This is a genomic window from Vibrio sp. IB15 (genome assembly GCF_016406055.1).
Lineage (GTDB): Bacteria > Pseudomonadota > Gammaproteobacteria > Enterobacterales > Vibrionaceae > Vibrio > Vibrio chagasii.
In genome coordinates this window covers 1-14,580 of record NZ_JAEFCE010000001.1, presented here as the reverse complement: position 1 = coordinate 14,580, position 14,580 = coordinate 1, and the positions used below count along the sequence as shown (strand labels likewise).

General features: G+C 43.1%; 12 protein-coding genes. 9 read left to right on the top strand and 3 right to left on the bottom strand.

Annotated elements, in window-relative coordinates; translation table 11 throughout:
• Positions 1 to 12 precede the first annotated feature (12 nt).
• Positions 13 to 495, top strand: a complete 483-nt coding sequence (locus JC606_RS00060; RefSeq protein WP_004742331.1) for a YajQ family cyclic di-GMP-binding protein — start codon at positions 13 to 15, stop codon at positions 493 to 495.
• A gap of 157 nt (positions 496 to 652) precedes the next feature.
• On the opposite strand, the gene JC606_RS00055 is transcribed toward JC606_RS00060, so the two are convergent.
• Positions 653 to 1,594, bottom strand: a complete 942-nt coding sequence (locus JC606_RS00055; protein WP_137406478.1) for a precorrin-2 dehydrogenase/sirohydrochlorin ferrochelatase family protein — start codon at positions 1,592 to 1,594, stop codon at positions 653 to 655.
• Between the two features lie 480 nt (positions 1,595 to 2,074).
• On the opposite strand from JC606_RS00055, the gene JC606_RS00050 reads away from it, so the two are divergent.
• From JC606_RS00050 to JC606_RS00025, 6 genes are all read left to right on the top strand, one after another.
• Positions 2,075 to 3,103 carry an amino acid ABC transporter substrate-binding protein gene (locus JC606_RS00050; RefSeq protein ID WP_061033459.1) on the top strand — a complete coding sequence of 343 codons (1,029 nt, stop codon included), beginning with the start codon at positions 2,075 to 2,077 and terminating at the stop codon, positions 3,101 to 3,103.
• A gap of 147 nt (positions 3,104 to 3,250) precedes the next feature.
• Entirely contained in the window at positions 3,251 to 4,456 is a 1,206-nt protein-coding gene (locus tag JC606_RS00045; protein ID WP_137406480.1) for an amino acid ABC transporter permease, read from the top strand.
• 1 nt (position 4,457) lies between these two features.
• Positions 4,458 to 5,555 (top strand): amino acid ABC transporter permease, encoded by a 1,098-nt coding sequence (locus tag JC606_RS00040; RefSeq protein ID WP_004742335.1) that lies wholly within the window; start codon positions 4,458 to 4,460, stop codon positions 5,553 to 5,555.
• Positions 5,556 to 5,577: 22 nt separating this feature from the next.
• Positions 5,578 to 6,342, top strand: a complete 765-nt coding sequence (locus JC606_RS00035) for an amino acid ABC transporter ATP-binding protein (protein ID WP_004742336.1) — start codon at positions 5,578 to 5,580, stop codon at positions 6,340 to 6,342.
• Positions 6,343 to 6,563: 221 nt separating this feature from the next.
• A complete protein-coding gene (locus JC606_RS00030; RefSeq protein ID WP_004742337.1) occupies positions 6,564 to 7,232 on the top strand; it encodes a Bax inhibitor-1 family protein in 669 nt (222 codons plus the stop codon).
• Positions 7,233 to 7,356: 124 nt separating this feature from the next.
• The gene (locus JC606_RS00025) at positions 7,357 to 7,686 is read left to right on the top strand and encodes a TusE/DsrC/DsvC family sulfur relay protein (protein ID WP_008223499.1); all 330 of its coding nucleotides are present in this window, start codon (positions 7,357 to 7,359) and stop codon (positions 7,684 to 7,686) included.
• Between the two features lie 44 nt (positions 7,687 to 7,730).
• On the opposite strand, the gene yccX is transcribed toward JC606_RS00025, so the two are convergent.
• A complete protein-coding gene (gene yccX, locus JC606_RS00020) occupies positions 7,731 to 8,018 on the bottom strand; it encodes an acylphosphatase (protein ID WP_198777547.1) in 288 nt (95 codons plus the stop codon).
• A gap of 88 nt (positions 8,019 to 8,106) precedes the next feature.
• Here yccX and JC606_RS00015 point away from each other — a divergent pair, with 88 nt between their 5' ends.
• Positions 8,107 to 9,510, top strand: coding sequence for a methyl-accepting chemotaxis protein (locus JC606_RS00015; RefSeq protein WP_198777546.1), 1,404 nt, complete (start codon positions 8,107 to 8,109; stop codon positions 9,508 to 9,510).
• 150 nt (positions 9,511 to 9,660) lie between these two features.
• Complete coding sequence (locus tag JC606_RS00010) at positions 9,661 to 10,854, top strand: class I SAM-dependent methyltransferase (protein ID WP_008223506.1); 1,194 nt, start codon at positions 9,661 to 9,663, stop codon at positions 10,852 to 10,854.
• A 55-nt stretch (positions 10,855 to 10,909) separates the two neighbouring features.
• On the opposite strand, the gene JC606_RS00005 is transcribed toward JC606_RS00010, so the two are convergent.
• Positions 10,910 to 14,580 (bottom strand): Ig-like domain-containing protein (locus tag JC606_RS00005; protein ID WP_198777545.1); only part of this gene is annotated, 3,671 nt, incomplete at its 5' end.

Below are 14,580 nucleotides of genomic sequence, written 5' to 3'. Positions count from 1 at the left end.
GGAAATAAAACAATGCCATCATTTGACATTATCTCTGAAGTAGAAGCAGTAGAACTACGTAACGCTGTAGACAATGCTAACCGTGAACTATCGACTCGTTTCGATTTCCGCGGTGTTGACGCTAGCTTTGACTACAAAGATGAGTCGGTAAAACTGACTGCTCAAGACGATTTCCAGCTTAAGCAAATGCGCGATATTCTTCGTAGTAACCTAACGAAGCGCAATGTTGATCCTAACGCGATGGAAGCGAAAGCAGCAGATCAAACAGGTCGCACTTGGCACCAAACGGTTATCTTTAAGCAAGGTATCGAAACTGATGTTGCAAAGAAAATCGTTAAGCTAATTAAAGACAACAAGATTAAAGTTCAAGCGTCTATTCAAGGTGAAAAAGTACGCGTAACAGGTAAGAAGCGTGACGATCTACAAGCTGTAATGGCACTAGTTCGTAACGGTGAACTTGGTCAACCTTTCCAATTCGATAACTTCCGCGACTAATTTTGATTTAAGTAACTACGTTTATTTGTTGCTCATTGGTCGTCACGATATTGTGTTCGAAATAACAAAAAGCCACTTCCTGCGAAGTGGCTTTTTATTTATCTAGTGATATTAGCGTATTAGACACCAGTTTTACGACAGCTAGCTGGTCTGCCTTTTAGCTCAAAACCTTGGCAGAAGACAGCTTGAGGTCTTTCCCTACCAACAAATTGAATTCAACGCTCGCTGGTGGGATGAACACACATACTCTTAAGTTTTCAGCTTTTGCTTGCTCGAGCTTCGTTGAGAGCTCTCCACTGTTCGCGTAACTTTCTCTTTCCGCATCACGACGACATAGATCTACGTATTCGAATGGGCACTCTTCCGGAGACAATACCAGCTCAGCTTCCTGCATCAGACGTAACGCCTTCATAGACAGCAACTCGACATCTTGTTCAAATTCGATCCAGGTTACCTGCCCTTCACTATCAACGCCTTCTGTCAGCGCTTGCTGATAATACGTTTCTAATTGCTCTCTATCCGTTACCTGCTCGATAAAACTGGACGATAAAAAGCGTTCCCAAAACTTGCGACGTTCATCGACGGTAGGAAACGACTCTTTGATCGAGTTGCGTTTTGATGCACCAAAGTCTGCGAGAAGACCGATATTCTGTGGCAATACGGTTTCGAGTTTTTCTCTAATATTTCTCACTAAAACAGGTGATGCACCACCACTAGATATGGCAATTTGGATTCTTCCACGATTTATCATTGAAGGTGTAATGAAGTCACAGTATGGCAAATCATCAACCACATTGACTAAAATACCCAGTTTTTTTGCATCATTATACACCTGATGATTCAAGCTAGGGTTATCTGTGGTCGCCCATACTTGAAGGTATTCTTTCGAGATAATTTGTGACGAGTAAAAGTTTTGAACCCAGTGAAGTTTGTTCTCATCAACAAGCTGCTGTAAGTACGGCGCAACCTTAGGAGAAACTAACGTAACGTTAGCGCCTGCTCTTAACAAGCTATCCACTTTACGGCAAGCAACCTCACCCCCACCGACCACGAGAATCGGCTTATTCTCTACATCCAAAAACATTGGGAAATAACGCATGTTCTTCCTTGAGACGACTTCAATAACTATTCAGCCATGCTACCAAATTTGGAGCATATTAATAACTATCGAAGTGTAATAAAAATATTTATTGACCAAATTTCAATCTTTTTTAAGTTTAATGTTTCACCAACGTGAGATTCATTCAGGATTTTTATCTAGTCGATTATCAATATAAAAATCTAAATCTTGTTGCACCAACAGTGTGAACCCTTGCACTATTTACATTCAGTTAACATTTAGTCATTCTAAATGTGTTCGGATTTGTGATTTCATTCAAAATTCTTTTTAAATTATACATTTGTGAAACTACGGATCCTTTCCTAACCTTATAAACAGTTGATTAAATCGCACACAGTTTCATTTGCAAAATGCAACTCGTTTGATTTAGACAACAAGGTCATAGAAAACGCAACACATATAGAAAACTCAAATGAGCACGAGTATCAGGTGTCACCTGGTTAACAAGGAAGGATACAAATGACAAATAAACTAACACTTCTTGCTTCAGTAGTAGCTGCATCAACTGCGATGATGGCAACATCAGCATCAGCGGCAGAAAGCACTCTGGACAAAGTCACATCTCAAGGCTTCTTAACTTGTGGTGTAAGTACAGGTCTTCCAGGGTTCTCTAACCCAAACTCAAAAGGTGAATGGGAAGGAATCGATGTTGAGTATTGTCAAGCTCTTGCAGCGGCTGTACTCGGTGACAAGACTAAAGTTAAGTATGTACCTCTAACAGCAAAAGAGCGTTTTACTGCGCTTCAATCTGGCGAAATCGACGTACTGTCTCGCAACACAACATGGACACTGCATCGTGATACCGCTCTAGGTCTTAACTTCGTAGGCGTTAACTACTACGATGGTCAAGGCTTCATGGTTAAGAAAGATCTTGGCCTAACCAGCGCTTTAGAACTTGATGGCGCGTCTGTATGTGTTCAATCAGGCACAACGACTGAGCTTAACCTAGCCGATTACTTCCGTAACAACGGCATGTCTTACAAGCCAGTGGTATTTGATACAGCAGCACAAACATCTAAAGGTTTCGACGCAGGTCGTTGTGATGTGCTAACCACTGACCAATCTGGTCTATACGCGCTTCGCCTTAACCTAGCTGATCCTAAATCTGCACAAGTACTTCCTGAAATTATCTCTAAAGAGCCTCTAGGTCCAGTTGTTCGTCAAGATGATGACAAATGGTTCAACGTAGCTAAGTGGACACTTTCAGCAATGGTCAATGCGGAAGAATACGGCATCACTTCTAAAAATGCTGATGAAATGCTCAAGTCAAAAGATCCAAACATCAAACGTATTCTTGGTGTAGACGGTCCTAAAGGTAAAGGCCTTGGCATTCGTGACGACTGGGGTTATCAAGTAATCAAACAAGTTGGTAACTACGGTGAAAGTTTTGAGCGTACTGTTGGTACAGGTTCTCCACTTCAGATCGATCGTGGTGTAAATGCGTTATGGAATGCGGGTGGCTTTATGTACGCTCCACCAATCCGTTGATAGCACAGGACGTGATTACTTGTTCGTAATCGTTGCTATCGCTCTTGTTGAGGGTGATAGCAACAACCCAAAAATGAATGTTTGAGTAACACGATTTAGGGCGGTTTTTCCGCCCTAAATGTTAAATGGATTTGAGGTTATTGCAGTATGAAACCTAACAACACTCTTACTCCTTCCCAGGAAAAGCCCGAAGCTAAAAGTGCTAACCTTTTATACAACCCGACTTTTCGATCTGTCGTTTTCCAGATCATCGCCATCGGAGCACTTGGCGCTTTCTTCTATACCATCGTAAACAACGCCCTTACCAACCTTGAAGCCCGAGGCATTGCCACTGGTTTTGACTTTTTAAGTCAAGAGGCGGGGTTTGGTATCGGCCTTACCCTCGTCGAATATGACGAAACCTTCTCATATGGTCGAACATTCGTTGTCGGCTTATTAAACACCGCTTTAGTATCTGTGTTAGGTATTATCTTAGCAACGGTTCTTGGCTTCTCTATGGGTGTCGCTCGTCTGTCATCTAACTGGCTAGTGAGCCGATTTGCCGCGGTATACATTGAAATCTTCCGAAATATCCCACTACTACTTCAAATCTTCTTTTGGTATTTCGCGGTTCTTCAAGCTCTCCCCTCTGCAAGACAAAGTCTCAGTTTGGGCGAAGCGATTTTCCTAAATGTGCGTGGTCTTTATTTCCCAGCCCCTGTTCTTGAGCAAGGAAGCAGCATCGTTATTGCGTCAGTGATTGCTGGTATCGTAGCTACCATAATCATCAACATTTGGGCTAACAACAAACAGAAACTAACTGGGCAACAAACCCCTATGTTTCGAATTGCTCTTAGCTTGATCGTGGGTTTGCCTCTAGTTGTCTATTTTGTGCTTGGTATGCCGATTTCAGCTGAATACCCGGAACTGAAAGGCTTTAACTTCAGAGGTGGTATCAGCATTATTCCTGAATTAGCCGCTCTTGTATTAGCACTAAGTATCTATACGGCGTCTTTCATCGCAGAGATCGTTCGTTCTGGTATTAATGCAGTTAGCCACGGCCAAACAGAAGCTGCGATGTCTCTAGGTCTTCCTCGAGCTCGCACATTAAAGCTGGTTATTATCCCTCAAGCGTTGCGAATCATTATTCCACCGCTAACTAGCCAATACTTAAACCTCACTAAGAACTCTTCGTTAGCAATGGCTATTGGCTACCCTGACTTAGTTTCTGTGTTCGCAGGTACAACTCTCAACCAAACAGGTCAAGCTATCGAAATCATTGCCATGACCATGGGTGTATACCTAACGCTAAGCTTATTGACCTCTGCGTTAATGAATATCTATAACCGTAAAGTCGCATTGGTGGAGAGATAATATGAGCACACATCAATTTCAACCGGATCTTCCACCTCCCGCTAATACCGTTGGCGTAGTCGGCTGGTTAAGAAAGAATCTCTTTAATGGCCCAATCAATAGTATCGTTACCGTTGTTCTAGGTTACATCGCTTTTTCATTACTCTGGACAACCTTCGACTGGGCTTTCCTAAATGCAGACTGGGTCGGAACAACTCGTGATGCTTGTACTAGCGAAGGGGCTTGCTGGGTATTTATCAGCGTACGTTGGGATCAGTTCATGTATGGCTTCTACCCTGAAGCGGAACTGTGGCGCCCTCGCCTTTTCTACGCAACATTGGCTATCTTCGTCGCGCTATTAGCCTACGAGAAAACACCTAAACGCACGTGGATTTGGTTATTTTTCGTAAACATCTACCCATTCATCATTGCTGGTTTGCTATACGGCGGTGTGTTTGGATTGGAAGTTGTTGATACGCACAAATGGGGTGGCCTACTCGTTACGCTTATCATTGCATTGGTGGGTATCGTTGTATCGCTGCCGATTGGTGTAGCACTAGCGCTTGGCCGTCGCTCTGAAATGCCAATTATCCGTAGTATTTGTACTGTGTACATCGAAATTTGGCGTGGTGTTCCACTGATTACTGTGCTGTTCATGGCGTCTGTAATGCTGCCACTATTCCTTACTGCGGGTTCTGAGACCGATAAGTTATTCCGTGCGCTAGTAGGTGTTGTTCTATTTAGTGCGGCTTATATGGCCGAGGTAATTCGCGGTGGCCTGCAAGCTATTCCCAAAGGACAATATGAAGCCGCTGACGCACTGGGCTTAACCTATTGGAAAAAGATGGGGCTGATTATTCTTCCTCAAGCGCTGAAAATCACAATCCCATCAATCGTAAACACATTCATTGGCTTGTTTAAAGATACCAGTCTGGTACTTATCATTGGTATGTTCGATGTACTGGGTATTGGTCAAGCAGCGAACACCGACCCTGAGTGGTTAGGTTTCGCTACAGAAAGTTATGTATTTGTCGCGTTAGTGTTCTGGGTGTTCTGTTTTGGCATGTCGAGATACTCGATATGGCTAGAAAACAGACTTCACACCGGTCACAAACGATAGTTAAGAAGATCAAGGACGTATTATGACGCAACAACTAAATCCAGAATCGCAAGAGTTGATGATTGAACTGAAAGACATGAACAAGTGGTACGGTGAGTTCCACGTTCTTAAGAACATCAACTTAGAAGTAAAAAAAGGCGAGAAAATCGTTATCTGTGGGCCTTCTGGCTCAGGCAAATCGACTATGATTCGCTGTATCAATAGACTAGAAGAGCATCAAAAGGGACACATCTTTGTGTCTGGCAATGAGCTTACCGAAGATCTAAAAAACATCGAAGCCGTTCGTCGTGACGTTGGCATGTGTTTCCAGCACTTCAATCTATTTCCGCATCTTACGGTACTAGAAAACTGTACCTTAGCCCCTATTTGGGTGAAAAAGATGCCGAAAGAAGAAGCTGAAGCGATTGCGATGAAATATCTAGAGCGTGTAAAGATCCCTGAGCAAGCAGACAAGTTCCCAGGTCAGCTTTCTGGTGGTCAGCAACAGCGTGTAGCGATTGCACGCTCTCTATGTATGAACCCACAAGTCATGCTGTTTGATGAACCAACATCAGCGCTCGACCCAGAAATGGTTCGTGAAGTTCTAGACGTTATGGTTGAACTGGCAGAAGAAGGCATGACCATGCTTTGTGTAACGCACGAGATGGGCTTTGCTAAGGAGGTAGCCGATAGGGTTATCTTCATGGATGCCGGGGAAATCATTGAAGAGAACAACCCTGTCGACTTCTTCGAAAATCCGCAGTCCGATCGAACCCAAAACTTCTTGAGTCAGATTCTGCACCACTAGAGTACTTATCTACCTAACAGGGCAGCTATTTTTGCTGCCCTTTTTATTTTAGAGGACAAAATACCGCCGTACAGTTACATTGTGTTACACCTTGAAAAACACTTAACTCTCTATTTTGATTATCATTTTAAATAGACAAATTGAATGAAAGGCTTGATTTTTCGAACTTTCAACCCCATAAATGTACTAACAACTATTGATATCACCTTACGAGGAAGATTATGAACAGCCCTATGTTTACTCGTTCTACAAGTGCTCAGCATACACTTGAGATTAACAAAACACTCAAGAATACCTACTTCTTATTATCAATGACGCTAGTTACTAGTGCTATTGCCGCAATGGCAACAATGGCAATTGGTATCTCGCCTATCATGGCGATTGTTATGCAAGTTGCAGCTATCGGTATTCTATTCTTTGCATTACCACGTAGCATCAACTCGTCAATGGGGATTGTTTGGACATTCGTCTTCACAACACTTATGGGTGGCGCGTTAGGCCCAATGCTTAACTACTATGCATCTATCCCAAGCGGTCCATCTATCATTGCTCAAGCTCTTGGCTTAACAGGCATGGTGTTCCTTGGTCTGTCTGCTTACACAATCAGCAGCAAGAAAGACTTCTCTTTCATGCGTAACTTCCTAATTGCTGGACTTATCATTGTTATCGTTGCAGCTATTATTAATATCTTCGTTGGTTCAACAATTGGTCAACTAGCTATTAGCAGCATGTCTGCGCTAGTGTTCTCTGGCTTCATTCTTTACGATACTAGCCGCATCGTTCGTGGTGAAGAGACAAACTACGTAAGCGCAACTATCTCTATGTACCTAAACATCCTTAACCTATTTACTAGTCTGTTAAGCATCCTAGGTATTATGAACGACGATTAATTGTTCACATAATGTCAATCTAAAAGCCCGGCACGACTTGCCGGGCTTTTTCATACTTGCGATATTGTTAAATCACGGTATGCTGCGCTACCCTATTGAATATCATCACTATTAGGATCGGAAAATGTTTGAGTACAACGGAAAACAAATCGAAACCGACGCTCAAGGCTACCTATTGGATTACACACAATGGGAAGAAGGTATGATTGAAATTCTTGCACAAGATGAAGCCATTGAGCTTACGGAAGCACACCTAGAAGTCGTGCATTTTGTAAGGAGCTTTTACGAAGAGTTCAACACTTCCCCTGCAGTTCGCATGCTTGTTAAAGCGATGGAAAAAGCCCACGGCCCTGAAAAAGGCAACAGTAAATACCTGTTCAAATTATTCAAAAAAGGCCCAGCGAAACAAGCGACTAAACTCGCAGGCTTACCTAAGCCAGCAAAGTGTCTGTAACAACAGATTACTGACTAGCTCAATCAAATACTGTAGTCAGTTAGCTACAGTATTTGAAACTCCCCGATACGCACATTGCGCTTTTCATCTTCTCCCACCCTTTGCTTAACCACATTGTCTACCGATGCGCTAGCAGGACCTACTTGCAACCATTGGTATAGCTTGTCTACTTGGCCACTTTCGCCAACAGCCAACACTTCAACTCGACCATCATTTAAGTTCTTAGCGTAACCTGAAATGGCTAAATTCTGAGCTTGTCGACTGGTGTGATATCGAAAGCCAACACACTGAACTACGCCTGATACGACAAATATAGATTGTGAATTTTTCATAACGTTGCCTCATAATTTATATGAATGATATAGTTGAGAATCTATTCATTCACCGCTTATTGGTGGACTTACTTCGAGTATAACGATTATGAAAGAAATCCCATTTCGTTGGATTGATAAATATCTCATTCACCTAAAAATCCAAGAAAAGTTCTATCTCCTCTTTTTATTACCTCTTCTCGCTCTTGTTATATTAGCTCTCGTTTTAGATAGTGCAGCGGATTCATTACTAGCACACCTTTATCAAGAAGAATTACTCTTAATGAAGGGGCTTATCGAAGCTGGTCAACTCACCAAGGAGCAAGTTGCTCAACTGGTTAATAGCTCCGAAACTATCTCCCTTGGTTATGGCGCAGGCTCTGTTTCAGTTTTGAATGGTGCATTTAGTTTGGTTGCTAACCACGACCAAAACCTGTGGTCTGCGCTTTCAGCAACACAGATATCGATCATTGCGGTAACTCTAACTTTGATTGCACTTGGTGTTTACTACATCATGACTTTCATTGGCGGAGCAATGTTCTCTATGAACAAAGCTCTGAGCACACTCGCAAATGGTGACCTAACTTGTCGTATGAACTACTTCCCTGTTCGTGATGAGTTTAGTGAAATCGCAATTACTATCGACAAAGTTGCGGAACGTGAGCAAAACATGGTGCTTTCGATTCAAGAGTCCGTAGCGCTCATGCAGCAAATCAGTTCTGACCTAAATCAGTCGACGCAACAGAGTTCAGATATTTCAGGTAATCAGCAAGAACACTTGAACAGCTTAGCAAGCGCAACAGAGCAAATGGCGGCGACAATTCGTGAGGTAGCAACTTTGGCTCATGCATCGAGTTCACAGACGATAGACGCTCGTGGTGTTGCACAAAGTGGTCAAGTAAAGGTTTCAAACACGCTGGAATCTATCTCTAACCTATCTCAAGAGATTAAGTCTGCATCACAGGCCGTTGAAGAACTGGATGCTAACGCAGCGCAAATTGATGAAGTCGTCACAACAATCAATGGTATTTCAGAGCAGACCAATCTACTTGCATTGAACGCTGCTATCGAGGCGGCTCGCGCGGGCGAGCAAGGCAGAGGTTTTGCGGTTGTTGCCGATGAAGTTCGTGCACTTGCCGGTCGAACTCAACAAGCAACGGTTGAGATCCAAAGTATGATTGAATCATTACAACGTAACAGCCAGTCGCTGACAAAGCTGATGGAAGTGACGGTGAACAACGCCAATGAAGGACAAACATTGATGTCTGAAGTGAATGTTGAGATCGGCTCGCTAGCTGAAAAGAATCAATCCATTTCTGATAGCAGTACCCAAATCGCGACCGCAGCTGAAGAGCAAGGTGTTGTTGCCGATAACATTGCACAGAGCGTCGAAGAAATTCGTCATCAATCAGATAGCATCTGTGAAATGATCAGTAAGAGTAATTCTAATATTGACCAGCTTCGTAAGCAAAGTGACACCATGGAAGGCTTATTGACAGGTCTTAAAGCATAATCTTGGTCTTTCAAAGGCAGTATTTAGAATATTGCTATCTAACTGATTAAAATCATGACAAGGGCTGCTCACGCGGCCCTTTCTTATTTGCTTTTCACCTGCACTTCCCCGACAATACCCCTTCTTCAAATTCAACAAACAGAGTAAATTATGACTCCTTCTATTCATCTAGCGAAAGGCCGTGACAAATCATTACGCCGCAAACACCCATGGGTATTTTCACGCGGTATCGATAAAGTCGAGGGTGAGCCAAAACAGGGTGAAACGGTAGACGTATATGCTCAAAATGGTCAGTGGTTAGCGAAGGCTGCTTACTCACCATCTTCTCAAATTCGAGCACGTGTTTGGACATTTGAAAAAGAAGACATCAACAAAGCGTTCTTCGTAAAACGAATTCAAGACGCACAGTCATTACGCGAAGACATCATCGAACGTGACGGCCTAACAGGTTACCGCCTGACTGCAGCAGAATCAGACGGCTTACCAGGTATCACCATCGATAAATATCAAGACTACTTAGTTTGCCAACTCCTTAGTGCTGGTGCTGAATTTAACAAAAGCGTATTGGTTGAAGCGCTAATTGAGTGCTTCCCAGACTGCAATATTTACGAGCGCTCTGACGTCGCAGTTCGTAAGAAAGAAGGCTTAGAACAAGTGGTTGGCGTTCTTCACGGTGAAGAGCCACCAAAGTCTATCGTAATTGAAGAAAACGGCGTTAAGATCAGCGTAAACATCATGGAAGGTCACAAAACAGGCTTCTACATGGACCAACGTGATAGCCGTAAAGAGTCAATGAAATACGTAAAAGGCAAAGATGTCCTTAACTGTTTCTCGTACACTGGTGGTTTTGGCCTGTACGCGCTTAAAGGCGATGCAAAACGAGTCATCAACGCAGACGTATCTCAACTTGCTCTTGATACAGCCAAATTCAACGCTGAGCTTAACGAGTTTGATATCTCGAAAAAGCGCGCCGTATTCCTAAATGCTGACGTCTTCAAGCTACTTCGCGAATACCGTGACCAAGGCACTAAGTTTGACGTGGTGATCATGGACCCACCGAAGTTTGTTTCAAGTAAGAACAACCTGACGTCAGGTGCAAACGGCTATAAAGATGTAAACATGCTTGCAATGCAAATCCTAAAGCCAGGCGGTACGCTACTTACCTACTCTTGCTCTGGCCTAATGGGTACAGACCTATTCCAAAAGATCATCGCTGATGCAGCCATTGACGCTGGCAGAACCGTTAAGTTCGTCGAGCGCTTCGAGCAAGCCGCTGACCATTTAACAGACACGGCTTACCCTGAAGGCTTCTACCTAAAAGGCTTTGCTTGTAAGGTACTTTAAGCTATCTAGTTTTAAATAACTACTTAATAAAAAAGGGCCTTTCGGCCCTTTTTTGTTATTGGTCTGGTAACTGTTTGAACAACTGGTTCATCAGGTCGTTCAATTGTTGCCCAGTCACCTCTCCTGAGCTCAAGCTAGAAACCTGGTTAGCTGCCCCATCAAGGACGATCGTTTGTGTATCTCCTGTATGACCTGCCGATTCCGAAATCGTAATAACTAAGTCGTTTCCAGAAGCCTTTTCAATAACAATATGCTCTAATAGATCACTCATCGTATTCTCATTCGGTAGTAACTGAGAAATATCTAAGTGGTCTTCATCAAGGGTAAAGTCAGTTATTGTATCGACATCATTCTGGAATGGTTGATCAACCCACTGGAACAAATCGTCACCATCATCCCCTGTTAAGATATCGTCACCAATACCGCCAATAAGAATGTCGTCATCACCTTCACCTCTCAAGTGATCGTCGCCTGTTCCACCAATAACAATATCCCTGCCACTACCAGCACGAATATAATCATTTTCAGAACCACCATCCAAATAATCGTCACCAGAACCACCTGATATCAGATCGATGCCGGCTTCACCCAAAATCACATCATTACCAGAACCGCCCTGACCAACATCAGCCCAACTCGGCGCTACATAAGGTGAGTCTAGTGTGCCATCTTCAGAATCTCCTTGATAAATTTGAGAAGCATCTGCCTCTACAAACTCTTCGGCGTCTTGAACATCGAATGCCGCATTACTGCCACTATCTCCTAAGTGAATAATGTCGTTGAAATCGCCACCTTCAACATGATCATTATCGCCACCTGTTACAATTAAATCGGAGTTGTCAGTAAGCTGAGGATTTTGTTGCCCTCGCTCAACTTTTACGCCATTAACCGTTATGGAAGGTTCTGGCTGACTTTGCCAATTGTCGCCATGATTACTTGAAACAATCCCTTGTGGCATATATACCGCATTTATACCGTTTCCGTCAGATATTGTGTTACCGCTATGCGCTGTTATCGAAACCGACATAGTAGCGCTATCACTATTTCCATTTTTATCCGTTGCAGTGTATGAAATTTCAACGACATCACCGGCATTAGCATTATCACTAGGTACGAACAACACTTGTCCATCAACGATTGAAACTTGGCCGAGCGCTGGATTTAGTAATGTTACGCTTGATAGAGTCAAAATCGATGTCAAAGCATGTGGGTTGTAGTCATTTGCCAATACATCAATCAACACCGGAACCAATTCCGTAGTAGTCACGTCATCGTCATTAGCTTCCATCACCGGAGCTTTTATATTGAAAGTCATATTACTGCTACTAGTATCCCCATCGTTATCTGACAACTCATAGTCGAAATCCAACGAAATATCTGATCCCACGACTGCAGCAAAGAATTGATAAGAGCCTGTGGCCATATCCAAAACCAATGTGTGACTATCATCAATAAATATAGAAACTTGGCTTCCATCTATCGCCGTACTCACACCAGAATCAAAACCAGAAACAGAGGCCTCTACACCATTATAACTGACCGTCACCCCACCAAAGGTAACTTCAGATACGTAGCCACCATCTGCACCGAAACCACTTATGGAGCCATTGCTACCATCGTTAACCACTTGACCGGATATAGGATCGACGACCGATTGCAAAATAATAGGAGGAAGCTGAGTAATATCAGGAACTACGACAGCTCCGATCTCGCTATCGGTAGCACCATTGTATGCTATATCCTCTAGGTAAGTGATTGGCACGGCTTCACCCATACCGTAAGCAAGTGCCGTAATGTCATTGGAATCTACAAAGCTCTCCCAACTCGATTTTTCAGAATCTGTTAGGCTACCGCCAGAGTTTGGTGCACCGTCAGACAAGAAATAAGTTATGTTTGATGGATTACCATCAACCTTTCCAGTGTCATCCCAGTGATCCATAGCCGCATCAATAGCAGTGTCGTAATAAGTCGCGCCGCCAGCAGCCAAGTTATCTATCAAGTCAATAGCTTCTGTCACAGACATCCAACTCGTACCGCTTGCTCCATTTTGCGCATCAGAACTACCTGAGAATGTGACTATTTGTACTTGTGTAACACCTAAGCTTTGGTACTCGCTAAGTAACTGCTTTGCCCCATCTTGCATAATGGATAGACGAGATACATTAGTCACCGTCGAACTACCAGTTACTGAATCCCAGGCCATCGATCCAGATACATCTAAAATAAGCTGTACGTTTGCTCCCGCCTTAGCAGAAGGCTGTAAATCATTAATTATTGGCCGTGCAATTGGAGTATCGTCAGCAATAGAGAGTGATATAGTACCGGTTTGACTGCCGTTGCTGTTCGACGCAACTACCCCAATATCGATCGACATTTGGTCTAGCTGTGTATTGCCATCCAAATGATCAACGGGTCCACTCAAACTTAAGTCATAGTTACCGGCATCATCGATAGTCGCAGTTAAAATTACTGACCCGTTGACAGTACCAACAAGCGTTTGCCCAGCGTTCGAAGAAATCCAAGTAATACCATGCCCATTAGATGTGTAGCTTTCAGAAGGTTCCTGCAAAATAATACTGTCAGCGTAGAGTACGTCTATATTCCCCACAACAGATTGTGTCGCGCTAGCGTCTTCAGACACATCACGCAAGACACTAGTCACTTCAGGGGAAGGTTTCACGATAGATTCCGTCTCAATCGTAACTTGCGCTGTTGAACTCTCTAAGTCACTAGAGTCTTCTGCTTTGTAATCAATGGTCTCTGTAACTTTTGCATCAACTACCTCAACGCCTTTAAAGGTAATATTTGAATTTCTATTAGGGTTCGATGATCCATCTTGAGTTGTGAACACTCTTAGCTCAGTAAACGGAATAAAACCTCCGTTACCATCGGGAATCGAAACGTTAACAGTCGCATTACCGCTAGAATCAATAGATAAAGTATACTCGTCGCCGAAATTGGAATTGTTTTCAGTATTGAAGTTGAACGTACCAACAACGTTACCATCAGAGTCCAATGCAACAACGTTAATCTCACCGTCAGCGCTACTGTTAGGGTTGTAATTCCCATAAACGCTACCGAAATCTAGATTAGCAGACAAAATTTCCGCACCACTATTCCCAAAATCGACCGCAATGAATTCTTTCGAGGTTACGTCAAGTTCGCTACTTCCGTTCTTACTTGTTGATACACCAAAACCATCTTCTACACTATAGCCATCGTAATTCAAGTAAACCCCAGGGTTACTAACTACATCGTTACCAACAGGTGAACTTCCCGTGTATGTACCAGCAGAAATCGAAATAAGATCGTTAAAATAAGAAATCGATGTACTTCCGTTTGATGTATCAATATCAGAAGCAAGATCAGATGCACTAAAGCTAAGTTGGTCAGCAATATCTGAATCTAAAACATATTCAAAATTGTCAGCATCACCATACTCTTGTCCGACCACAACCTCAGTTTTAGTACCATCATCCGCCACTTCGTACAAAGTACCGAAAATAGGCTCACTCTCGATAATTACCGAAGTTTCGATACCAGCAGCATCATCTTCTTCATCGCTTGTATGTGGTGCGAAATCAACAGATGTTACGCAGTAGACAGTTGTTTCCGTGAAGTTATCTGCCTCTGGGCCGTCATTTTGAGCGTTATAAGTTGGTGTATCGCTGTCAACCGCCGTCGCATTGTCGCTATCGGTCGCCGTTAGGCTCACCGCTGGCAGTG